Source organism: Bradyrhizobium sp. ISRA442, from assembly GCF_038085055.1.
GTDB lineage: Bacteria > Pseudomonadota > Alphaproteobacteria > Rhizobiales > Xanthobacteraceae > Bradyrhizobium.
Genome location: NZ_JALGCN010000012.1, coordinates 95359 through 119057, shown reverse-complemented (window position 1 = coordinate 119057; position 23699 = coordinate 95359). Strand labels below are relative to the sequence as shown.

At 62.4% G+C, this 23699-nt stretch carries 17 protein-coding genes and 6 pseudogenes; 10 read left to right on the top strand and 13 right to left on the bottom strand.

What is annotated here, in order from left to right; genetic code table 11:
- Positions 1-142: 142 nt before the first annotated feature.
- Positions 143-1924 (top strand): Rieske (2Fe-2S) protein, encoded by a 1782-nt coding sequence (locus MTR72_RS24615; protein ID WP_341511306.1) that lies wholly within the window; start codon positions 143-145, stop codon positions 1922-1924.
- Between the two features lie 124 nt (positions 1925-2048).
- Here the strand turns inward: MTR72_RS24615 and MTR72_RS24610 are convergent, their stop codons facing one another.
- From MTR72_RS24610 to MTR72_RS24580, 7 genes are all read right to left on the bottom strand, one after another.
- Positions 2049-3329: a S41 family peptidase gene (locus MTR72_RS24610; RefSeq protein WP_341511305.1), complete on the bottom strand. Its 1281-nt coding sequence runs from the start codon at positions 3327-3329 to the stop codon at positions 2049-2051.
- A 59-nt stretch (positions 3330-3388) separates the two neighbouring features.
- Positions 3389-4384, bottom strand: a complete 996-nt coding sequence (locus tag MTR72_RS24605; RefSeq protein WP_341511304.1) for a 3'-5' exonuclease — start codon at positions 4382-4384, stop codon at positions 3389-3391.
- Between the two features lie 65 nt (positions 4385-4449).
- Positions 4450-5553, bottom strand: coding sequence for a DNA polymerase IV (gene dinB / locus MTR72_RS24600; protein WP_341511303.1), 1104 nt, complete (start codon positions 5551-5553; stop codon positions 4450-4452).
- A 37-nt stretch (positions 5554-5590) separates the two neighbouring features.
- The gene (locus MTR72_RS24595) at positions 5591-5863 is read right to left on the bottom strand and encodes a hypothetical protein (RefSeq protein ID WP_341511302.1); all 273 of its coding nucleotides are present in this window, start codon (positions 5861-5863) and stop codon (positions 5591-5593) included.
- A 170-nt stretch (positions 5864-6033) separates the two neighbouring features.
- Positions 6034-6762, bottom strand: coding sequence for an SOS response-associated peptidase (locus tag MTR72_RS24590; protein ID WP_341511301.1), 729 nt, complete (start codon positions 6760-6762; stop codon positions 6034-6036).
- Between the two features lie 2 nt (positions 6763-6764).
- Positions 6765-7214, bottom strand: a complete 450-nt coding sequence (locus MTR72_RS24585; RefSeq protein ID WP_341511300.1) for a hypothetical protein — start codon at positions 7212-7214, stop codon at positions 6765-6767.
- 30 nt (positions 7215-7244) lie between these two features.
- A complete protein-coding gene (locus tag MTR72_RS24580) occupies positions 7245-7598 on the bottom strand; it encodes a hypothetical protein (protein WP_341511299.1) in 354 nt (117 codons plus the stop codon).
- Positions 7599-7753: 155 nt separating this feature from the next.
- Between MTR72_RS24580 and ku the strand changes: the two are divergent.
- From ku to MTR72_RS24560, 4 genes and pseudogenes are all read left to right on the top strand, one after another.
- Positions 7754-8676, top strand: a pseudogene (gene ku / locus MTR72_RS24575) (non-homologous end joining protein Ku).
- A 20-nt stretch (positions 8677-8696) separates the two neighbouring features.
- Positions 8697-8942, top strand: coding sequence for a hypothetical protein (locus tag MTR72_RS24570; protein WP_341511298.1), 246 nt, complete (start codon positions 8697-8699; stop codon positions 8940-8942).
- Between the two features lie 27 nt (positions 8943-8969).
- Positions 8970-9074: pseudogene (locus MTR72_RS24565) on the top strand (cell envelope biogenesis protein TolA); the annotation flags it as partial.
- 210 nt (positions 9075-9284) lie between these two features.
- The gene (locus tag MTR72_RS24560) at positions 9285-10484 is read left to right on the top strand and encodes an IS481 family transposase (protein WP_341511297.1); all 1200 of its coding nucleotides are present in this window, start codon (positions 9285-9287) and stop codon (positions 10482-10484) included.
- Positions 10485-11244: 760 nt separating this feature from the next.
- Here the strand turns inward: MTR72_RS24560 and MTR72_RS24555 are convergent.
- Together MTR72_RS24555 and MTR72_RS24550 are read right to left on the bottom strand one after the other, a co-directional pair.
- Positions 11245-11685, bottom strand: coding sequence for a hypothetical protein (locus MTR72_RS24555; protein WP_341511296.1), 441 nt, complete (start codon positions 11683-11685; stop codon positions 11245-11247).
- 175 nt (positions 11686-11860) lie between these two features.
- Positions 11861-12515 (bottom strand): annotated as a pseudogene (locus MTR72_RS24550) (phytochelatin synthase family protein).
- Between the two features lie 1000 nt (positions 12516-13515).
- Here MTR72_RS24550 and MTR72_RS24545 point away from each other — a divergent pair.
- The 3 genes and pseudogenes from MTR72_RS24545 to MTR72_RS24535 all read left to right on the top strand — a co-directional run.
- Positions 13516-15306 carry an adenylate/guanylate cyclase domain-containing protein gene (locus MTR72_RS24545; RefSeq protein WP_341511295.1) on the top strand — a complete coding sequence of 597 codons (1791 nt, stop codon included), beginning with the start codon at positions 13516-13518 and terminating at the stop codon, positions 15304-15306.
- A 285-nt stretch (positions 15307-15591) separates the two neighbouring features.
- Positions 15592-16466, top strand: a pseudogene (locus tag MTR72_RS24540) (tyrosine-type recombinase/integrase).
- Between the two features lie 10 nt (positions 16467-16476).
- Positions 16477-16674, top strand: a pseudogene (locus tag MTR72_RS24535) (transposase zinc-binding domain-containing protein); the annotation flags it as partial.
- Between the two features lie 81 nt (positions 16675-16755).
- Here the strand turns inward: MTR72_RS24535 and MTR72_RS24530 are convergent.
- The 3 genes from MTR72_RS24530 to MTR72_RS24520 are packed head-to-tail and all read right to left on the bottom strand — an operon-like array spanning position 16756 to position 19879.
- A complete protein-coding gene (locus tag MTR72_RS24530; protein WP_341511293.1) occupies positions 16756-17745 on the bottom strand; it encodes a tyrosine-type recombinase/integrase in 990 nt (329 codons plus the stop codon).
- Positions 17742-18647, bottom strand: coding sequence for a tyrosine-type recombinase/integrase (locus tag MTR72_RS24525; RefSeq protein WP_341511292.1), 906 nt, complete (start codon positions 18645-18647; stop codon positions 17742-17744). Before MTR72_RS24525 ends, MTR72_RS24530 begins: the two co-directional genes overlap by 4 nt.
- A complete protein-coding gene (locus MTR72_RS24520) occupies positions 18647-19879 on the bottom strand; it encodes a tyrosine-type recombinase/integrase (protein ID WP_341511291.1) in 1233 nt (410 codons plus the stop codon). Before MTR72_RS24520 ends, MTR72_RS24525 begins: the two co-directional genes overlap by 1 nt.
- A 169-nt stretch (positions 19880-20048) precedes the next feature.
- On the opposite strand from MTR72_RS24520, the pseudogene MTR72_RS24515 reads away from it, so the two are divergent.
- Positions 20049-21050 (top strand): annotated as a pseudogene (locus MTR72_RS24515) (IS91 family transposase); the annotation flags it as partial.
- Between the two features lie 736 nt (positions 21051-21786).
- Positions 21787-23229, top strand: a complete 1443-nt coding sequence (locus MTR72_RS24510) for an FAD-binding oxidoreductase (protein ID WP_341511290.1) — start codon at positions 21787-21789, stop codon at positions 23227-23229.
- 188 nt (positions 23230-23417) lie between these two features.
- On the opposite strand, the gene MTR72_RS24505 is transcribed toward MTR72_RS24510, so the two are convergent.
- A complete protein-coding gene (locus MTR72_RS24505; RefSeq protein ID WP_341511289.1) occupies positions 23418-23675 on the bottom strand; it encodes a DUF4242 domain-containing protein in 258 nt (85 codons plus the stop codon).
- Positions 23676-23699: the final 24 nt, after the last annotated feature.

Sequence of the window (23699 nt, the reverse complement as noted above, 5' to 3'; positions counted from 1 at the left end):
TGCCGCGCAAGCTTTAGAACGTCAATAAAATCAGGAACCTCTTGCAAGCCCGATCCACGGCATCCTCTCGCCTTAGCACGAGAGGATCCCTATGTTGTGGAGTACCTGCAGCAGCCCCAAAGCGACAATGGGAGGTATGCTCATGGACGCGCCCAGCAAGGAATTTGCTCTGGCGGGCAGCCTTGAGGAGCTGAAGATCAAGGGGCGGCTCGTTGTGCACGGTGCCCATCGTCCGATCCTCGTCATCTACGACCGCGGGCGCGTCTTCGCCCTCGACAATCGGTGCCCACATATGGGCTTTCCCCTCGGGCGCGGCAGCGTCGAGGACGGCATCTTGACCTGTCACTGGCACCACGCTCGGTTCGATCTTGAAAGCGGCTGCACCTTCGATCTGTGGGCGGACGACGTGCCGATCTGCGCGGTCGAGGTACGCAATGGTGACGTCTGGGTGAATACCACCTTCACTCATACCGATCCCGCCGCGCACTGGCGGCAGCGGCTTGCGGACGGTCTCGACCACGACCTCGGCCTCGTCATTGCCAAGGCCATCCACGGTCAGCTCGCGGCCGGCGTACCGCACGCCGCAATCGTCCGGCAGGTGGCGCTGTTCGGGGCGCAAAATCGCGACGGCTGGGGCGTGGGTCTGACGATCCTTACGGCACTCGCCAATCTCCAGCCTGTCCTGCCGGAGGAGGAAGCCTATCTCGCGCTCTTCCACGGCGCCCGCCGCGTGGCGGCGGACTGCGATGGCGAGGCGCCGCGGCGGGAACGCGCGCCGCTTGGCAGCCGGCCGGATCCGGCGACGCTCAAACGCTGGCTGCGGCGTTGGACAAAGGTGCGGCATCGCGAGGCGGCCGAGCGCACCCTGATCACGGCGAATGCGGCCGGCTTCTCCCCGGCTGAACTCGCTGATGCCCTGCTCGCTGCCGCGACCGAGCACGTGTTCGCTGACACCGGCCACTCGCTCGATTTCATCAACAAGGCTTTCGAGTGCCTCGACCTGATCGGCTGGCAACACGCGGCGGCTCTGCTGCCGACTATCGTCGGTCAGATGGTGGCGGCCCGCGGCGCCGAGGAATCGACGGCCTGGCGCCAGCCCGTCGACCTTGTTGCGTTGTGTGAGGAATCAACCGGCGAATTTGCGGACCTGTTCGCTGCCGGGCGCGGCTTGCGTGACTGGTCGGGTCACGCCGCACTTGCTTTGGAGCTGCTCGGTGACGATCCGGCCAGGATCGTTGATGCGCTCAAGCAGGCCATCCGCGCCGGTGCCGCTCCTGTGGACCTTGGCCAATCCCTCGCATACGCGGCCGCGCTCAGGGTGGCGCGCTTCGGCAATGCCAACGAGCACGCCGACTGGGAGACGGCGCATCACGTCTTCACCTACGCCAACGCAGTCCACCAGATGCTGACGCGAATCGGGACTGCCAACATCGACACGCACGTCACGGCCGTCCGCGGCGTATTGCACGGAGCGATGGCGCTTTACCTTGCTCGCTATCTCAATGTGCCGCCGGCGCGCATCCCGGGCGATGGCGGCGAGCAGCTCGATGATCTGCCTGCGGATCCAGAGACGATCGGCGCCGCCTTGCTCGACGCCTTCGACCGGCAGCGACAGGTCGATCTTGCGGCACGCCTAGTGGCACGGCATCTCACGCTCGGCCATTCGCCGCAGGCGCTGATCGCCACGCTCGCGCATGCAGTGCTGCGCGAAGATGCCGGCTTTCATGCGTATCAGATGCTTGAGGCGGCCGTCCGGCAATTCGGCGCGTGGGACGGCACCAACGCACGCCGGCACATCCTCATCGCGGTTGCCCGCTATCTGGCGGCGCATTCACCGACTGAACGCGCGGCACTGCAGACAGCCGACATCGCCCGCCGCTTGATGCGGGGTGGCGAGCTGCATCAAGAGGCTGGATCGTCCTGACGGCACGCGCTGGGGCTCATCAAGAGCGATCTGAGCTAACACAAGCCTGCGCCGGCGAACCGAGACGCGCCTCCAATTGCTGTCTCGCGTTGGCTTCGCTTTGCCAATGAGTAAAGCGCCCGGATCATGTCCCGGATAGAACCGCGACTGCACGGCTTAATTGGAGGTCGTCCGATCCGGCGGTGGCTCCGGCCTGGACCTCGATCGTCGGCGTCACACCCACGCCCTCCAGGCGCTCGCCATCGATCCGGACGTCTTCAACTGCGAGTAGCAGCAAGCCGCTTCCGATGAGGAATGCGGTGGCGGCAAGGACCGCGCCCTCTGTCCGGGTGCCGATGAGCTCGCCCAAGCGGTACTTCTTGAAACCATAGGCAAGGACCTCCTTGCCGCTGCGCGTACCGCCGTTGATGAGCATCGCAACCGGCTTGCGCCACTTCACATTTTCGAATTCGCTCGTGCCGCTTCGGTCGGTGACCTGCATTGTTGGCGCCTTGGCGTTGAACAGGTCGAGATATTCGGGCTGTGCGCCGCCCCAGCCATCCCGCAAGTCCCAGATCAGCGCGTCCGCGTCCTTTAGCGTACCTTGCGACAGCAGGCGTTCAAGAGCGCGTTGATAGACGTAGCCGGCATAGCACCAAACATGGACATAGCCGATGCGTCGTCCGTTGGATTCAATGATCCGCGCACTCGACTCCAACCCACGAAGGAACATTTTCGTGGGCTCGAGATCGACCGGCCTGACCGGGATTTGCGCTGCCGCGGCGCCCCGCTGCACCTCCAAGACAACCGACTCGCCCACCTTCCCACGGAATGAGCCGACCGGCTCAAATGCCGTCCCGTCAGCCGCAACTATCTCATCTCCAGCACGGAGGCCCGCCTGCTGAGCCGGCGTTCCGTCAATGACGGCGATGATCGCGTTACGGCCAGACGTCTCGAGACGCGAAATGACGCCTATACCAGGGTACGATACGCGGCCGTCTGGAAACGCACGCTGCAGTCCCCGGCGTCGCAGTGCGCCTGCAAAGATTTCTGCAAGTTGATAATATTCGGGCTCATCCCGCGTATAGAAACGCGTGTGCGAAGCGCGCAACTCAGACAGCATGGTATTGATGATGCGCGCCAGAGATGCCTGGGAAGTTGCCTGTTGAACGTCCGCAAGATATCGCTCCCGGACTGCCGGCCAGTCCAGTCCGCTGTGACGCGGATCGTAAAAGTGATCACGTACAGTCTGCCAGACGCTCTCGAAGGTCGAGACGCCATCAGCGGGGACGTAGGAGTTGCTGACGTCCCGCTTTAGAGTTTCTTCGGCGCTCACGGCCTTCGGAGCCACGACAGATGCGGTAACCATGGCCGCCAGCCGCAACACTTGGCGACGCGAAGGCGATGTATCGATAGCCTCTTTCATCGTCTGATCTCACGGTGAGGCGCCTGCCGGGCGCATTCGCCGGCCATGCGATGCTGGCGCTAGTTTAGCATGAGGAGGAGGCGACGCACTCTCTCCGGAGCCGCCTGAGGCGTCGGCCGCGCGGCGCTCGCCGGAGCCCGGCTTGCAGCCGGCCAGTTGGCTATGCACGTACGGAAAATCGGTCGAACGCCGTGAGGATCTGCAAGCGCGGCTCGATGTCGCGGAGATAGATCTCGGCCTTGAGAAACGCAATTTCGTCGTCCAGCTTGCTTTCGTCGATGTCGGCGTACCATGACCTCGGCCTGCCATCGCTGCCGTCGCTCCAACGATAGCCGCGCCGCTTGAGCGCGTTTTGAGCTCGAACGGCGACTGCTCGGCCCACACTCGCATCGTCTTTTTGCGAGCCTGCTCGAGCAGGATCTGAGCGCCGGCGCGCCGGCTGTCGACAGTTCAAACGCAAGGATCTCGAGGAGGGCGTAGCAATCGTCAACCGCCCTGTGAGCTTGGTGAAAGAGACCAACGTCGTTCAGCAGGTAACCGAGACGCGAGCCCTCGAAACCGTGCTTTCGCCATTCGATCTCGGTCGCCGAACACCCCCAAGCTTTGCGCTGAAATATCGGCCAATAGCGCTCGGCAAATTTGCGGTCGAATCCGGCATTGTGGGCGATGACGATCACGGCATCTTCTGCGAACGATGATACCGCTTCCTCGTCTATCCGATGGCCCGCGACCATCTCGTTCGTAATCCCGGTGAGTGCGATTACATCTGGCGGGATCGGCTCGGCTGGCTCATTGAATGACGAGAAGACATCCCGGAGCCCGGCAATACGACCATCGGGTAGGTAGTCGAACTTGACCATTCCGAGCTCGATGATCTCGTCCTTCTGCTGGTCTAGGCCGGTCGTCTCCACGTCGAGCAGGATGGCTGTCTTGGTGCTTTGACCTGTGATCCGAGTGGAAGGCTCGCGGTGAACCAAGCGCCGAAGGACGCGGTAGTCAGCAGATTTGGCCAACCTTTCGGCCATCGCGGCCAAAGTTAAATCAGCTTCGAGCATTCGATTCTTACTATCCCTCGGACAATGCGCAGTAGGTTTGGCGACCGTCGTGAATCTATTCCGGATCAAAGCCCGAAATCCAGTTGTGGCTCCGCACCATTTCCGACCTGCAAGGAAGACAGTGACACCCCCAAAAGCCGAACCGGCTTCGGAAAAGGCATGTTGTCCTGCGGCAGGCCGATGGCCACTTCGGCGAGGCCATCGCGGTTGGCCACAGCCGAAGAGACGGACCGGCTGCGGGTGATGATCTCGAAGTCGGCAAACTTCACTTTGAGCGTCACCGTTCGTCCACGCGTGCCGACCGATTCGCAGTGTCGCCAGACCTTGTCGATCAGCGGTTCAAGCTCGGCGATCATGGCCTCGGCTTCGGTAAGGTCGGTCGAGAACGTATTCTCCGCGCCGACGGATTTCCGGGTGCGGTTGGCTCGAACAGGCCGTTCGTCGAGGCCGCGCGAAATCCAATAGTAGTAGGCGCCCGACTTGCCGAAGTTCGCGTTCATGAACTGCAGCGTCTGGTTACGCATGTCGAGACCGGTGAATATGCCCAGAGCGTTCATCTTCGCACTCGTCGCCGGGCCGATCCCGTGGAATTTACCTACTGGAAGCGTCTCGACGAAGACCGGCCCCATCTCAGGCGAGATGACGAACTGACCATTTGGCTTGCGGTGATCGGAAGCGAGCTTCGCCAGAAATTTGTTGTAGGAGATGCCGGCCGAGGCGTTGAGGCCGGTCTCCGCCTTGATCTTCTCACGGATGCGCAACGCGATGTCCCTGGCGAGCGGGATGCCTTGAAGGTTTTCGGTGACGTCGAGATAGGCCTCGTCGAGCGACAGAGGTTCGATGATCGTTGTGTGCTCGGCGAAGATCTCGCGGATTTGCCGGCTGATCGCCTTGTAGATCTCGAAGCGCGGCCGGACGAAGATCAGGTCGGGACATTGTCGCTTCGCGGTCACCGAGGGCATCGCAGAGCGCACCCCAAATTTGCGGGCTTCGTAGCTCGCGGCCGCCACGACCCCGCGCTCTGCCGAGCCGCCCACCGCGACCGGCTTTCCGCGCAAGTCGGGATTATCGCGCTGTTCCACCGACGCATAGAACGCATCCATGTCGATATGGATGATCTTGCGGTGAGGCGCGTTCGAGTCGCCTTGCTCTGAATCGGACCGGACCATCCCTGGATTATAGACGTTCGCCGTCCAGCCGTCGCAGCTAGACCAAGTCGTTGGGCGGACACTCGGGGCAGGTATCGCCGACCGAATCCAAGAGCTCTGTGATCGCATCTGTGGCTTCGTCGGGAGAAACGCCTGCCGGTGGATCCCGACGAGCGATATCATAAGCGCGATCGCGGGCGTGCGGGTCGGCGCGATCCTGCATCCAGCCGTGCTCCTCGCATTCGCGGATAGCGCCGACTTCCTGCAGCACGGAGGTTGCCCAGCCGCGCAGCGTCCGGATCGCCGGTCTTCTCTGTTTCGTCATCAGCATCGAGATCGCTCCCGCCGGGACGAATCCTTGTGCCGTCCGTGTCGTTCCCGGCGGTTAGCACAGGGCAGGGATTCGAAATCGCTGGAGCCGCCGCTTGTCCACGTGTTCCGCCGGCCTGTGTACAGCCGCGAACTCCAATTTGGCGGCAGCTTGCCGCCAAGGGGCCTCGCTCACGCGGCGAGTGCCGGGTCTTCCTTCTCGCCGGTGGCGACGATCCGCAGCGCGCCGTCCGGGAGGGGCCGCTGCAGCGACTTCGCCTCGTCCCAAGGGGCGCGGAGCCAGACATCGTACTCCTCCGCCGTCGCCAGGATCACCGGCATCGCCTTGGGGTGGACGGGCTTGACCTCCGCGTTCGGCTCGCAGGTGAGGAATCCGAAGACGTCGGTGGTGATCTCGCCTTCCTTCGCCTTGCGCACACTGGTCCAATTGGTCCACAGCCCGGCAAATGCGATCAGAGGTCGCGTCTCGTCCAGCGCGAACCAGACCGGCATTTTCTTGCCGTCGATCGTGTCGTACTCGGAAAACGACGTGAACGGCACCAGGCAGCGATGCTCCGGTCCGAGCCATCGCTTCCAGTGAGCGCTGCTGACATTCCTGATGTTCGTCGTGCCGCCGTCCGGCTCCATCCGGAGCAATTCCTTGAAATCGACGGTCTTGCCCTTGGCCTGCAGTTTCTCCGCGCGCTTCTTGGTCGCGTCCATGAGGGCCCGCTGCGAGCTCGGCATGCCCCAGCGTGCCATGGCGATCTCGCGTCCCTCAGCACCGTTGCGCACGATCGGTGCAGGGTAGTCGGGAAAAATGCCTGGCATCGATGGCAAGTTGCCGACGCTGCAGTTCAGCGCGCCGAACAGGCGACGGATCGCGTCGACGTTTTTTGTCATCGAGAAGAGATTGCACACGATCAGCTCTCCGGAGCGGTTGGGCGGGGCCGCGACATCAGTTGCAGCAGCGTGGCGGACGGCCGACGGCCGGCCTTAGCACATTTGCTGCAGCGTAGCCGGCTGGCCAAGTCGTGGATAAATGTGGTCGACGGATGACGCAGCGCTGCCAAGTCGACGTCCCGTCGGGTCTTGCACCGCGGGCATTCGATCTCGAGCGAGACGAAGCCGCCGTTGATGGCTTGGTCGACCGTCGGTGATGGCTCGATGGGCCCGCCATCCGCCCACATGCGTTCGTTCCAGGATTCGCCGAGCAACTTGTCGGCCTGGCGAATGAGAGCTTCGCCTTGAGCCCGGGCTTCGGCGGCCTGTCCTGCGAGGATCGTCGTCATCGCGCGTGCCCGGCCGAGCTCCTTGGCGAGCGCCTTGCGGTCTCCTCCGGAGAGGGGCGTCGGGTGATGTTTCGGTGCCATGGCAGCATCCAGTTCCGGACGCGCCGGCGACTACTCGAAGGTAGGCCAACAACCGTCTTCCTCATGGCGCCCGGTCCGCTGGGTGCAGGTATTGTCCAACAGCCGCTGCCCGACATCCTTCCAGAGCGCGTCCGGACCGTAGAGACGAGCGGCATCTGCCTTCTGGATCTCGACGACCCTGGCGCAGCGGCGGCAGCCCACCCTCAGAATATGTTGAGGAATTTGGCTCAGCCGCAGCGTTCCTCCGGAGGAGCTTGCCGGCTTGGCATCGGCGCGGGGGTCAGCGAGAAGCGCCTCCCAGTATTCCCGCGGCAGATCATTGTCTGGAGCCAATCCGGGCTTCGGCGGCGCGTTCTTGCGGACGAGAGCTGCCATCTTCTCCATTTGCTTTCGGTCATGTCCGATTAGAACATAACAAGAACAAGAGAGTCGAGTCCCCGACCGAAAAATTGGGCGCTAATGGCGAGGCAGCCGTTGTCGGAACCATGGTCTGCCGTTCGTCTTGAATCCAGGCCGTCTCGAACCGGAGTTCTGCGTACATGGCCCCCCGTGCCAACTGGAAAGGCTTCCTGCGTTTGTCGCTCGTGACCTGTCCGGTCGCGCTCTATCCCGCCACCTCCGAGAGCGAGAAGATCTCGTTCAACCAGCTCAACCGCCAGACCGGCCACCGCATCAAGTATCTGAAGGTCGACGCCGACACCGGTGACGAGGTGCCCAATGAGGACATCGTCAAGGGCTACATGCTCGACAAGGACCAGTTCATCGAGGTCAGCAAGGAGGAACTTGAGGAAATCGCTCTCGAGTCCACGCGCACGATCGAGATCGACGAGTTCGTCGACAAGTCCGACATCGATCCGCGCTACCTGATCCGCCCCTACTACCTGCGTCCGGACGGAAAGGTAGGCCACGACGCCTTCGCCGTAATCCGCGAGACCATCCGCGAGATGGATAAGGTCGCAATCGGCCGGGTGGTGCTGACTAACCGCGAGCACATCATCGCGCTCGAGCCGCTCGACAGGGGTCTCGTCGGCACGCTGCTCCGCTACCCCTACGAAGTGCGCGGCGAACAGGAGTATTTCGACGAGATCCAGGACGTCAAAGTGACGAAGGACATGCTCGATCTCGCCAAGCACATCGTGAATCAGAAGGCGGGACGCTTCGAGCCCGAGAAGTTCGAGGACCACTACGAGACAGCGCTCATTGACCTCATCAACCAGAGCGCGCGGGCAAGCCAATCACGCCGAAAGAGCGACCTGCATCGACTAACGTCGTTGACCTGATGGAAGCGCTGCGCCGGAGCGTCGGCCGGGAGGCCGCACCGGCGAAGGGCGCAAAGCCAGCAAAGAAAGCGCGCAAGGCATCGAGTGGTCAGAAGGAAATGCTAATGCCGATCGAGGGCAAGAAGCCCAAGGAGACGGCGGCGAAGAAGCCGGCGGCCAAGCCGCAGCGGAAGTCAGCCTGAGGTCGGAATTGGAGGACCGCATGGATATGAAAGAAGCTTCCGCGATGACCGAAGCCTCTGGCCTGGTCGATGATCAAGACGCCATCGGCGCACCGCAGCCGAGCGGCCAGACCGAGCCGGCCGGAACCCGAAGGTCGCTCCGCCAGCCTTCAAATGATGCGGCGCTGCGCTGGGCCGAACGGCTGCGCAAGGTGACGGTGCAGGCGCCGTTGTCCTCGCTCTTCGTCGCGTTCCTACTCGGCACCTGGGTCGCGCGCCGGCGCTAGGACCAAGCCGCAGGGCTGCCGACGTCCATGGCAAGGAAGCTCAAGACATTTCAGACGTCGCTGGGCTTCTACGATCTCGCGATCGCGGCGCCGTCGCTGAAGGTGACGCTCGAGGCTTGCGACGTCCAATCGGGATGGATGATTAGCGACCGGCGCCAGACGCAAGCAAAGGGCTCGTTGCTCACGAGATCGGAAGTATGGGCCAGGTATGGGCCGCCAAACAGCTACTTTCGTGAGGTGATGAAATTCAAGGACTTTTCGGTGAGCGGCTCGGGACATAGGTGACAGAACGTACCGGACACATGGGTTACACTTTCCGCTTTTGTTCTGCGGGAGGTGTGGATGCCGTGGAAAGCGAGTTCGGTAATGGAGGAGCGCCTTCGCTTTGTCGCCCGCCTGCTGGACGGGGAAGCCATGACGGATGTCTGCCGGGAGTTCGGCATCTCCCGCAAGACCGGCTACAAGATTTTCGATCGCTACAAGGAACATGGCCTGGAGGCGCTGAGCGACCGCTCCAGGCGGCCGGTTCGCTACGCCAATCAACTGCCGGCCCAGATCGAGACGCTGATTGTCCAGCTCAAGGCCGAGAAGCCGCATTGGGGAGCCCGCAAGATCCGCGAACTCCTGGTGCGACGGCTCGACGGCGATGTCCGGGTGCCGGCCAAAAGCACCATTCATGCGGTGCTCGATCGCCACGGCCTGGTCAGGCGGGGCGGCGGGCCGCGCCATCGCGCGCGCGGCACGTCGCTATCGCAAGGGACCGCTCCGAACGATGTCTGGTGTGCCGACTTCAAAGGCGAGTTCAAGCTTGGCAATGGCCGTTACTGCTTCCCGCTGACCGTCAGCGATCATGCCGCGCGCTTCCTGCTGCTGTGCGAGGCGCTCGACTCCACGCGCGAGGAGCCCGCCATGACCGCCTTCGAGCGCCTATTCCGCGAGCGCGGCCTGCCGCTTGCCATTCGGTCCGACAATGGCGTGCCGTTTGCCAGTCCCAACGCCTTGTTCAATCTTTCCAAGCTCTCGGTATGGTGGCTCCGCCTCGGGATCGCCATCGAGCGCATCAAGCCAGGTCATCCGCAACAAAATGGCCGGCACGAGCGCATGCACCTCACCCTCAAGAAGGAGGCCACCAGGCCGCCTGGCTTCAACAGCCTGCAACAGCAGGAGCGCTTCGATGCCTTCGTGCACGAGTTCAATACCGAGCGCCCCCACGAGGCGCTCGGCATGAAGTGTCCTGCCGAGGTCTACACCGCTTCAGCGCGGGCCTATGCCGGCCTGCCGGAGTTGAGCTATCCCTTCCACGACCGCGACGTCGTCGTCACGGCCTGCGGCCGCCTCTGCCTGCATCGCAAGAGGATCAACATTTCAACCGTCCTGGCGGGCCAGAAGCTCGGCATCAAGGAGGTCGACGAGGGCATCTGGCTCGTCAGCTTCATGCATTACGATCTCGGCTATTTCGATCTCGAACAGAAGACCTTGCAACCTCTCGACAACCCGTTCGGTCCGAAGCCCGATGTCTCAGCCACGACCACGGCGCCCTGACGCAGACGCGCTCGTGTGCATTCTTGGCATGGCAGGCCACTTGCTTGGCTCCGCTGTCGCGGTCAACCCCCGAAGCCCGAAGGGGCGCGGCACGCGCGGGGTTGACGGCGATAGCGCGAGCGGCTCACCGAGGCCGGGGTGAGAGTGCGGTTCTATGGTCGACTTCGTGGCTGGGACGGCGCGTCGCCGGTATGGACCAGGCTAGCGCGCGGAAAGCGCTAATCCGGCGCTTCAAGTCACCGCCGTGGATAGGCCACCTCCCGCCGACCGCGCAAGGGAGCTAAGGCCTGAGGTCCGCTTCGCGACCGAAATCGACCGAGCCGATTGCCACATTCAATGTCGGTCTAGGGTCATTTCTCGACGGTTGCGCCTGATCTCGGTTGCGCCCGCTCTACCCCTTACAGCTGACGTTTAGGTGGTGGGCGGCCTTGGCCGCGATGGGCACAACAGGCGACATTCCCTGCTTGGCCTGATGTGAAAGAGGCCGCCAACTGAGGCGGCCTTACTCCCGGGTTAGCTCTCCTTCCAAAGCGGTGCGGCCAAGGTCCGTGATCCGATAGAAACCGGGTCGCCCTTCTTCGAGAATCCCTGGTGCTAAGCAATATTCGATCATCCAGTCGGGATGATCAGCGGTTTCTGCACCATCCTGAAGTGTCTGAAGCACGCCGCGGACAATTGACTTCCCGTCTACTCCGATAAGCAGACCATCTCGAAGACAAAACCAATTCGCCCTACCTCAAGTCGCCAGACGTGGCATCGGTCAAAATTGAAACGGTCTGACCGAAACGGAAATCTTGCCGTCTGCAGTTAGTTCCACCTCGAAGTCAACCTCCTTTTGCGCTGTCACATCCTCAACCCTCGCATACAACAACCCGGTACAGGTAACCGCTCGCTTGGCTTTGCTTCTTGAATTTGTGCTTATCGCATCATCCAACCTATAAGCGGCACCTTGTCTCGCCTTTTCCCAAATCGCTAGTTTTTCGGCCTCTGTGGTCGCATGACTTATCATCGCCGCAACCGCGCTCGAATTCATAACGGCGTAGTTGACAAGCGCGTTGTTGCTATCGTCCGAAACGATCTTAATCACTGTATTACGCGCATCCAAAGAATCACACTCGGGCATCGTTCCGGCACAACCGCCCAGCAAAAGTAAAACAGGGAGACGCGCTAAAACCGACTGTCCTTCCATAAAATGCTTCATCGGAATCCGGACCACATCAAACAGCCGACGTCGTAACGGCTGGAGTGCTGTTTGACTCAGGGCCACGAGCAGACCCGTCGCAAGGCAGCTGCTCGCAGCCTTGTTTTATTCGATCGCCTCGTCACCTCCACCGCCTCGCTCGTCTTCTTCAGTTCAGGGCTGCGGAGATTCGCAATTACTCGATCAGCAGCAGCCCGCGCTTCTTATCGCCATCGTACGTATTCACAGCTGCGAACAGCCGCTTTCGCTCGACTTGCCATGGCTGGCAATTGGGATTGACATCGAGCACGATCTTCGGCTTCCAGATAGCTGCCAATGGGCGAATGATGTCCAACACCAGCACCAAAAATTTGCGCGCGATTGAAATTCACGATGTAGCGTCGGCCTGGATCGTTGGAGCGACGCAAATGCTCCAGAAACTGGGCCTCGCTGAGATTACGCAAGACCGTGACTTTACGACTCGCATTGGTCCGCGCCACCTCGGCCAGTTCGTCAAGCGTGAGACCCAGGACGCATAAGCCCGTCCAGCACCGCCCGGTGCCGGCCAACACCTTACCCTCAGTGCTTGCCGTCTCGCCGAGCGACCTACACGCATTCGCAACAGCTGCAGGTCCGCAACGAGAGCTATTTGATTGCCAGTTCACGTTCTTGTGGAATGTGGCGGCCACTGGCAGGTGCCACGCGCGCTTCATAAGCTCCGGTGTACGTGTTACCGAGAATGCAATGGCTTCTGTCGGCACGCGTGACTGGCCGACGACAAGGGCCCCGGCGCCCAGCAGGGCCGCAGTGACAACCATGCAGAGAATGCTGACTGAGCGCCACCGCTTCATGGGTCTGAACCTGGCAGCAGTCCGACTGGAGGTTGGTCAGATTATATCCTTAAGCTAGCTAGGCCGTGTACCCATAGAACCATCGGCGCGACTCTACGTCCGCATTGTCCCGATAGCGACCAAGTTCGTGCGGCAACGCAAGATGTGGCCAGACTCGGACTCATGTGCTGTGTCAGACTGACATCCCGTTGCCCCACTGTGAGACGAAGCATCACCTGCTCCGCGGCCCGTCGATGATCGAACCGAGCCCCTGTTCAATGCCCGTGAACGATGGGGATCGTTCGAGCCGTCTCGATTGGCTAAAAAATGAAGAGGCCGCCAGCAAAAGGCGGCCTCTGGCTCAGGTATTCAAGCTACTGTGGCAGGACCATCAACAGCAAACGAGCGGAAGTTCGCGTACTTTTCGCCAACCTTGCGAAGCTCGATGAACGACCACGCGCTTCGGGGCGTCCCCATCAAATGCGGTCACGGTTCCTGTAGTCGCGGCGGATCCGCCGATAGCCAAGAAGCGACCGCCGGCTGCCTTGATGATGGCCTGAGCCTTCGGAGCGTACTCCTTTGCATACGCATCCGGGTTGGTGACGTCCCCCGGGGCACATGTTGAAAGTGCCCGAGCTGACGGTGGGATCAAACGTGCGCGGTGGATGTGAACCGGCTCACATGGGCGGATGCAAATATCTGAGATCGATGGCAGAGATGTGTAAGGAAGCCTGTCAAGTCGAGTTGGGTCAAAAGTGTCGGTTGCGCCGCCTAGCCGGCATTTCCGCTCAAGTCCCTGAAAGCCGACATTAAGCGGATGGAGGACGCAATCGAACGTGCCTAAGACCATGTATTAATCGGTGGCGTGACGCACTTCCGCTGTGCTCCAAAACTGACGCGGCTGCTGCGAAGCAGCGAGACGCGATGGGCCATCAACCGACATGAGCCACGCGGGGCATCAAAGCGCGACTGGCACCGCCTTCCGATCCGTCATAGTATTCTCTGGGTTGGATTGCGGGCCATGGTTCAAGAGCGGCCAGTCCGGGTCGAGCGCAGGTTATCGGCGATATTGGCCGCCGACGTGGCTGGCTATTCGCGGCTCATGCACCATGACGAAGAGGCTACGCACGCCAGACTGACCGCACTCCTCGCGGATAGTGTCACGCCCGCGATCTCCGAACACGGCGGCCGCATCGTGAAGAACACTGGCGACGGGTTGTTGGCGGAGTTTCCAAGCGCGGTCGAAGCGGTCCGCGCTGCTGTGCAGTTCCAGACCCGCATCAAGGTACTTACTATCGGCGACGCTGAGGACAGCCGTATTGTCTTCCGCGTCGGCGTCAACATCGGTGACGTAATCGTCGAGCCGAATGACATCTTTGGAGACGGCGTTAACATCGCAGCACGGCTTGAGAGCATCGCTGAACCCGGCGGCATCTGCATCTCGTCTTCTGCCTACGATCATGTCCAGGGCAAGGTCGGCGTTGAGTTCGCCGATTTGGGAGAGCAGAACCTCAAAAACATTACCCGCCCGGTCCGAGCCTTTGCCGTGGTCTGGGATGGACGTAGCCCGGCAACACAGGTTGATGACACCAGATCGGGCGCGCTTTCGCCGCCTCGTCTTTCCATCGTTGTGCTACCTTTCGCCAACCTCAGCGCGGATCCTGAGCAGGACTATTTCGTCGATGGTGTAACCGAGAGCTTGACCACAGACCTTTCGCGCATCAGCGGCGCGTTCGTGATCGGTCGGCACACCGCATTTACCTACAAAGGCAAAGCGGTTGATCTTAGACGGATCGGCCGCGAGTTGAACATCCGCTATGTGCTTGAAGGCTCCGTGCAGAGGGGCGGCAACCGGCTTCGGGTCAACGTGCAGCTGATCGGCGCCGAAACCGGCAACCATCTTTGGGCCGACCGGTTCGATAAGCCCGTCGTCGACCTATTCGATATGCAGGATGAAATCGTATCAAGGCTCGCCAATACGCTTAATGCGCAGCTCATTGCGGCTGAGGCGCGACGCGCTGAACGCACACTGCACCCCGATGCAATGGACTTGTATTTCCAGGGCTGGGCTTACTTGAATAAAGGTCCTACCCCCCAACACATCGCGCGAGCGCGCGGCTTTTTCGAACATGCCTTGGCGCTCGATCCAGACAATATCGAGGCGCTGGTCGGCGCGGCCATTGTCCACGCTCAAACCGCCAATATCCTGTTTACCGACGATCGAACCGAACGCTTGGCTGCGGCCGAGGCGGCTGCGATCAAAGCTCTGTCCCTGGCGCCGAACCATGCCTCGGCCAATCGCGTCCTGGGCATGGTGCAAATGTATACGAACCGAGCGGCTCTTGGCATTGCTCAATGCGAGCGGGCATTGGCGCTCGATCGAAATTTGGCCGATGCGCACGGTTACATCGGTATGGCCAAGTATTTTATCGGTCGAGGCGCGGAAACTGAGGGTCACATCCAGGAGGCGCTCCGCCTCTCTCCTCGCGATATCCGCGCCCATATCTGGATGATGTGGGCCGGCGTCGCAAAGTTGTGGCAATGCGCCGACGCCGACGCGGTCCTCAGGCTGCGCCAATGCATCGAGACAAACCGAAATTACGCCCTTGCGCATTTCTATCTCGCCGCTGCCCTAGCGCAGCTTGGTGAGCTGGATGAGGCACGGACTACGGCACAGGCGGGACTTGCGCTCCTTCCGAACTTCACCATCCGCCGCTACCGCGCCAGCGCGGCTTGCAACCATCCGGCGTACCTCGCGGGGCGCGAGCGCACCTATCGCGGCATGCGCATGGCTGGGGTGCCAGAGGGGTGATGGGTTAAAATGGATGTCGCCGAATGCTCAATTTTGAATGAAGCAGGTGCGACTTCCGGTGTGCGTCAAACTGCCAAGAACTCGGTGTGAGCAAATCTAGTCCGCTATGCCCCACTAAACGGACCTCGATGAGAGCTGTCGCCACTTCGCAGATGGGCCAAAGGACTAAACCGCTCGCGCGGTAGGGCCCCCGGGGCTGGCGACACAGCCAAGACGATAGCGCGACGGGGCGTCCTGTCTTGAGATGAGGGGTTCGCAACTTTCACCCAAGACAGGAGCATCCCCATGACCGACGAGGCAATGAGCCCGTTGCGCCGGCGCATGATCGAAGACATGACGATCCGCAAGCTCGCGCCGAAGACCCAACATGACTACGTGCAAAGAATCAAGAACTTCGCCGCGTTTCTCGGGCGATCACCGGATACGGCGACCTTCGAGGACGTGCGCCGCTATCAGCTACATCTGACGGCAAGCGGCGTTGGCGTGCCGACCATCAACCAGACCGTCTCGACGCTGCGGTTCTTCTTTCGGGTCACACTCAAGCGCCACGAGATCGTCGAGCATACCCATGTCATTCACGAGCCGCGCAAGCTGCCGGTGGTGCTCAGCGTCGAGGAGGTGGCGCGACTGCTCGATGCTGCGCCGGGGCTGAAGTACAAGGCGGCCTTGAGCGTGGCCTACGGCGCCGGCCTGCGCGCCACCGAGGTGGTCTCGCTCAAGGTCTCCGACATCGACAGCCAGCGCATGATCATCCGCATCGAACAGGGCAAGGGCGGCAAGGATCGTAACGTCATGCTCTCCCCATACCTGCTCGACCTGCTGCGGACCTGGTGGAAGGCGGCGCGCCCCCAGGGCTGGCTGTTCCCGGGTCGCGATCCGGCCCAGCCGATGACCACGCGCCAGCTCAACCGCGCCTGTCATGCCGCTGCGCAAATGGCGGAGATTAACAAGCGCGTCTCGCTGCACACCTTGCGGCATAGCTTCGCCACCCACCTCTTGGAGCAGAACATCGATGTCCGCGTGATCCAGGTGCTGCTCGGTCATGCCAAGCTCGACACCACGGCGCTGCTACCCGCGTCGCTACCAAGACGATCAGCGAGGTCATGAGCCCGCTGGAGCACATCGCGCTCAAGCTCAAGGAGATCCGGCCGCCCGGCTGACGCCAAAGCGGTGTCGCGCCCGGCTTTGGAGGTTGCGGATATCTTCCACGACCATGGCCCGGCATGGCGCAAGGCCCATGCCGGCCATGTCAGCCTCCACCAGCTCAAGGTGATGTCGGCGATCGAGCGCTGCCGCACGGCAGCCCTCGGCGGCCATGTCGCGCGCTGTGAGGACTGCGCCTATACGACCATCGCCTACAACTCCTGCCTTATGGGCAAAGCCGGTAATGGGGAGCTGGCGGCAATTTGATCGCGCTCCTGCACCAATCACCGCCAACCCCGCTCTCCATTACAAGGTACGCCTGAGGAGTTCGATCAGCTGGTCGGTGGGCTGGAAGACGCCGCGCCGCAGGTGGGGCGGCACGATCGCCTCCATCGCATCGAGCTTCTCGGTTGGATCGCCGCGCGTGTAGACCTCGGTGGTCGTCAGCGTAGCGTGGCCCAGCCACAGCGACACCTTCCGGATGTCCCCGGTCGCTTGCAGAACGACCATCGCGCAGGTGTGCCTGAGCACGTGGGGCGAGACGCGTTTCTTGGCGAGACCGGGCTGCTTGCGAGCCGCAGTCGCGGTGTGCTGCCTGAGCAGATAGGCAAAGCCCCATCGGCTCAGCGGCTCACCACGGGCGTTGACGAACACCTCGGGTGTCGCGACCTGCCCGCGGATGGCCAGCCAGGCACGCAGTGCAGCGGCCGCCGGCTTCCACAACGGCAGCGTCCGCTCCCGGCGTCCCTTGCCGAGCACGCGGATGCTCATCGAAGGCAGGTCGATGTCATCGACCTTGAGGCCGGTCAGTTCGGAGACGCGCAGCCCTGCGCAGACGGCCACGTGCAGCATTGCGCGATCGCGGATGCCATCGCGTGTCGCCGGATCGGGAGCGTCGAGCACGGCTTGGAGCTCTTCGCGCAGAAGGTAGGGCACCAGGCGCGTGTCAGTTTTCTTGAACGGGATCGCCAGTACACGGCGGATCTGCTCGAGCGCCGCCGGCTGCCGGTACTCGAGGAAGCGGAAGAACGACTTGATCGCCGCCAGGCGAACGTTGCGCGTCACGGCCGCGTTTTTGCGCTCGTCCTCAAGATGCTCAAGGAAGGCGCTGACGAGCCCGGCATCGATCTGTTCGAGCGTCAGCGCCGAAGGTTTGACCTTGAGCCGGTCGGCGGCGAACACGAACAGCAGCTGGAAGCTCGAGGCATAGGAGTCCCTCGTGTGCCGGCTGGCGCCCCGCTGGCAAGCGAGTGTGTCGCGCAGGAACGTCTCGATGAGGGGAGCGATCGGCGTCATGCTGACCTCCCTTCGGACATGAACGCTTCGCCGGCCATGGCGACATCGCGCAAGAGGTCGGGCGTGGCCTCGAGATACCAGTAGGTCGCATAGATGTTGACGTGACCCATGTAGGTCGCGAGTGCCGCCATGTGCGCCCCGCACCGGCCTCGGCCGGTAGGGCTGCCTTGCAGCGCGCGCACCGCAAACGTGTGCCGTAGATCGTGCAGGCGAGGACGGCGAGCCGACGTCGATCTGATGCCAGCCTTGTCGACTAGCCTGTCGAAGGTCTCCTTGACGGCAATGTAGCGTAGCGGCCGACCGCGCTTGTCGATGAAGACCGGATCATCGTCTGAGCCGGGCCCGCGACGTGCCAGGTATCGCTGCAAGCCGGCGACCGCCGTGTCGTGCAGCGGCACCAGTCGCGTCTTGCGGAACTTGGTCTCGCGGATCAGCAGACCGTCGCGGATCACGTCCGCGATCGTCAGCTTCAGGGCTTCGGAGATCCTGAGCCCGGTGGATGAGAGCAGCGCGATCAAGGTCGCTTGCGTGTGCGGGCGCAAGCCGCGCGTTGGCCGAAGCCGCAGCGCAGCTTCGACCAGCCGACTGATCTCGTCTGTCGTGTAGATGTGCGGCGTGCGACGCTTCTTGCGGGCACCGAAGTGATTTGCCGGCGGCAGCTCGTGCCGGACGTCCTCCACCCGGACATGGCGTACGAAGCGACAGACGGCTCTGAGCCGTGCATCGCGTTGCGCGACGGATGGTCCGAGCGCGGCCCAGTCGATCGCTGTTTTTGTCTCGACGTACGTTTGTCCGCGCTCGGCCGCGAAGACGGCAAAGCTCTTCAGCAGGTGCTCCGCGGTCGACATCGCGAAGCCCGTGGTGCGGCGGAGCGCGAGATAGGTCTCGATGGCGTCGAGCATCAGAGCGCCTCCGGCCAGGGCTGAGCAACCTGCTTCAGCAGCGCGACGTCGGCCTTTGCGTAATAGGCCGTCGTGTCGATGCCGCGATGCCGAAGGACGAGGCCGATCTTGTCGAGCGGCACGCCATGGCGCAGCATCTCGGTCGCCGCGGTGTGCCGCAGAGCGTGGGCCCCTTTGACCGGCGCCACGATGTCGGCCCGCTTCATGATACGCTTGACCACCGACGAGATGCCGTCGCCTCGTCGGAATGGCCGGCACGGCGCGATCGTGCGCAGGAACAAGAGATCGTTCCGGCGGGTAGACGGCCGGCATTCGAGGTAGGCGGCGATCGCATCCCCGACGTCTTGCGGTAGCGGCAGCCGGACCTCGTAGCGCGACTTGCCGCAGACCCGTAGCGATCCCGTTTGCCACTCGATATCCGCGAGACGCAGTTGCGCCACGTCACCGGCCCGCAGGCCGAGGCGCACCAACAAAAGTACGATCGCACGATCACGCCGGCGCCCACCGACGTCGCCGTCACAGGCAGCGATCAGCCGGTCGACCTGCTCGGTCGACAGATACCGGGGCATGTCGGCAAGCTGCCAATGAGCGTAGGCTGGAACGGCGCCGTCGAGACCTGCCTGACAACGGCCTGCGACTGCGAGATACCGCAGGAAGGCCCGCAGGCTCGTCGTCATCTTCTCGATCGTGCCACTCCCGCTATTGCTCGCCCGCTCCAGGAAGTAACTGCGGACATCGTTCGGCCTCCAGCCGTCCGGGTCAGATCGAAGCTTCATCATCAGGCCCGCGGCGTCGCGGGCGTAGAGCCTGACGGTGGCATCGGATGCGCCGCGATGCTTGCGCAGCCACGTCTTGAAGTCGGCGACCAGCTGCGGCTCGGCGGGTGCTGCCCCCACGGCCGCGGACCGGCAAAGGCCGAGCTCGACGAGGTGCCGACGAAAGAGCCTGGCACCGTAGATGGTGTGGTGGTTGCGCCGGCCGCCTTTGGCGCGTGGACACCGGCAAGTGCGCAGGTGCTCGCCAAACGCGGCGAGATCAACGTCCGTCAGGCCCGCGCCTTGCTCGGCCATAACATGGCCGATGTGAGCCGCCGCTCGCAAATAGCGTACCGCTGTCTCGGGGCCATAGCCCTGCCGCTCCAGCGCCGCTGCAAACCCGTCAAGGTAAGGCCCGCTCGGCCCACTGCGCAGATGCCCCAGCATCTTCGCTGCCGAGAAGTACGTCTCCAACATGTCCGTCTCCGTATGTGACCGGCCATCAGTGGCCGACCCAACGGGGCCGCACGGGCGACTTGTAATGGAGAGCTCAAGAGCGGCAATACACAGGAAAATACGGTGATCGCGATTGGCAGCTCCCCATTACCGGCTTTGCCCATAAGGCAGGTAATGGGCGTCACCCATTACCTGCCGCAACCGGCACTGCCCGAAGTGCCAGGGCGCCGCCGCGAAGGACTGGCTTGCCGACCGCGAGGCCGAGCTGTTGCCCGTGCCGTACTATCATGTGGTGTTCACGCTCCCAGGAGCGATCGCCGACATCGCCTACCAGAACAAGGCCGTCCTCTACGACCTGCTGTTCAAGGTCTCGGCCGAGACCATGCTGACGATCGCCGCCGACCCCAAGCATCTGGGCGCCAGGATCGGCATCACCTCGGTGCTGCACACCTGGGGCTCGGCGCTGACCCATCATCCCCACGTGCACATGATCGTGCCGGGCGGTGGCATCTCGCCCGACGGCCAGCACTGGGTGTCCTGCCGGCCGGGCTTCTTCCTCCCCGTGCGCGTGCTCTCCCGCCTGTTCCGGCGGCTGTTCCTGGAGAAGCTCGTCGCCGCCCATCAAGCGGGCCGCCTGACCTTCTTTGGCGATGACGCTCATCTCGCCGAGGTGCAATCCTTCGCAGCCTTCCTGGCGCCGCTGCGCAAAGCCGAGTGGGTCGTCTACGCCAAGCGTCCGTTCGGCGGGCCCGAGGCCGTGCTGGCCTATCTGTCGCGCTACACCCACCGTGTTGCCATCGCCAACAGCCGCCTGATTGCCTGCGACCAGCGTGGCGTCACCTTCAGGTGGAAGGACTACCGCATCGAGGGCCGCGATCGCTACAAGCAGATGACGCTCGGGACCTTCGAGTTCATCCGCCGCTTCCTCATCCACGTGCTGCCACGCGGCTTGCATCGCATCCGCCACTACGGCCTGTTCGCCAAAACCTCCTGCGCCGACAACATCGCCCGCGCGCGGCAGCTGCTCGCCGTTGCAAGACCTGAAGGCAAGCCTGCCGCCGTCGATCAAAGCAAGCCGACTTGTCCATGCTGCGGCGGCCGCATGATCATCATCGAGGTGTTCGCGCGCGGTGCAACGCCGCGGCATCGGGCGACAGCTCCAACGAACCGCACCAGGATCGACACCTCATGACCGCGTCTCAATCCTGCAAATCAGCTCATCGCGCTCGCCGCCTCTCGACCGGCCACGGCGGAGCGCGCTCAGACATCCGCCTGCCGACGCAAATCCTCGGGCGACCTGTCGAGTTCGATGCCATTCGTCGCGCATTCGTCAGCCGCTTCACCGTCGCACAACTCGTTGCAACGGCTCCATCCAAATCAGCCAGCTCGCCCGCGGCGCTCAAATCCCCATAGCGCCCGCCGCAACGCCTTACGTTCCCTCAAGCGCGGTTTCCTCCCTTGGAGGCTTTCGGACGCCGACCGCCGAATACGCGGCGCCGTCCCTCATGCGGCCGGCATCCGAAACCCTTCACACAACCGGACAAGAGAGACGTGTCACCCTCGCTAGATTTTGCACTCCTCATTGCAAGAAGGTGGATTGCGAAGGGCCGCAGTTTGTCGAGCCCCCAAGTGCGTCTACTGGGAGCCAGCTCCGGGGTTCTCAGCGAAGAAGTTCCGCGGTTAAAGCAGAAAGGCCACCTTCAACTCACTCGAACGAGATACTGTTTTTCAGTGAACCATTTTTTTGCCGGGAGGACTAACCTCCAAGCGGAACTTTACCGCTCGCCATGTCGAGCGGCGTCAATTGCACGATTCGTCGCTCCCCGGCTGCAATGCATGCAGCGGCCGCTTGTCCGCTGAGTCTGTTCGGAAGAAGTGAGCCGGCGCTTGCCGAAGCCCTCACCACCGTACCTTTTGGAGGAGATGCCATGACGGAGATCCGGCTGGCCTCGCTGCATGGCGGGGCGATTGCGCTTGGAAGCGATACGATCGCGGCTTTTGGTCAAACGTTACGGGGCAATGTCTGCCTGGCCTCGGAGCCGGGTTACGATGAGGCACGCACGATTTGGAATGCAATGATCGACCGCCACCCTGGCGCGGCTGTGCGCTGCAGAGGGGCCGCAGACATCATTAGTGCCGTGCGGTTTGCGCGTGAGCACAGCCTCTTGCTCGCCGTCCGCGGCGGCGGCCATAACATCGCTGGGAACGCTGTCTGTGAAGGCGGGCTCTTGATCGATCTTTCTCTCATGCGCTCGGTCCGGATCGATCCATTTCACCGCACAGCGCGCGTAGAGCCGGGTGCAACGCTAGGCGAATTCGACAAGGAGGCGCAGGCTTTCGGCCTTGCCACTCCGCTCGGCATCAACTCGACGACCGGCGTTGCGGGATTGACGCTGGGCGGCGGCTTCGGCTGGCTTAGCCGCAAGTTCGGGCTTGCGGCGGACAATCTGATCTCGGCCGACGTGGTGACGGCCGAAGGCAAGCTCGTGCGGGCGAGCATTGCCGAGAATACCGACCTATTCTGGGCGCTGCGCGGAGGCGGCGCCAATTTCGGGGTGGTGAGCTCGTTCGAGTTCCGCCTGCATCCCGTCGGCCCAATGGTTCTGGCTGGACTCATTGTCCATCCGTTTGCGCGGGCAAAGGAGCTACTCGCAGACTATCGCGATGTCGCCGCGAAAGCGCCCGATGAGCTAACGGTGTGGGTGGTGCTCAGACAGGCGCCGCCGCTGGCGTTCTTGCCTGCCGAGGTTCACGGCAATGAGATCGTCGCTTTCGCTGTCTGCTACACGGGAGACGAGAACGAGGGCAAGCGCGCGCTGGAACCGTTGCGTGCGCTTGGGGAGCCGATTGCCGACGTGATCGCCATGCAGCCCTTCGCGGCCTGGCAGACCGCGTTCGACCCGCTGCTCACGTCCGGCGCCTACAATTACTGGAAATCGCACAATTTCGCTGAGCTCAGCGAAGGCCTCCTCGACACGCTCGTAAGCCAGACAACGAGCCTGCCGACCAGCGAGTGTGAAATTTTCATTGGTCAGCTTGGCGGCGCCACCAGTCGCGTAGCTGTCGACGCCACCGCGTTCCCCCACCGCGATGCAAGGTTTGTCATGAACGTCCATACGCGATGGCGCGACCCGGCCGATGAGCAACGTTCGATCGCCTGGGCGCGCAAGCTTTTTGCGGAGGCTGCACCCTACGCAACCGGCGGCGTCTACGTTAACTTCATGCCTGAGGACGAGACCGATCGCGTGGCCGGCGCTTACGGAACAAACTACGCTCGTCTCACGGCGCTGAAGGACAAGTACGATCCCGCCAACCTGTTCCGGTTAAACCAGAACGTCCGGCGGTCCGCCGTACCGCGGCCAGCGGCCTGACGAGAAACAAAGGAGAGAACTAGCAGCCGGCCGAACATGCACATCAACATTGCCTTCATGATACTCATTTATCGAGCATCTCTGATGGTGAAATCGATGCGTTCGGCCAAACCTCAAATAGCCGCCAGCAAAGCTCGCGGTGTACAACTGCACGGCCCTTACTCCATCCGACGACATTCAAGAAGGTCTCACGCAAACATCTCCGGCGTCACCTGGTCGACCTCGATGATAACGTCGGCCGGAATATTGGCGCGCCTCGCCGCATTGCGAATGGCGTCGGCGTTTTCGGCCTCATAAAGACAGTAGGTCTTGCGCTTGTCGGCACTCAGAAAGGAGAAGATCCACTTCACTCCTTCTTCGTCATTGATGAGATCGACTCTGTCGACTCCTTCCTTCGTGAACTCCAGTTTTTCTGCGAAGTTTCGCTCGATAATGAAGCGCGGCATGGCCCTCTCCCGTGTACGACGTGG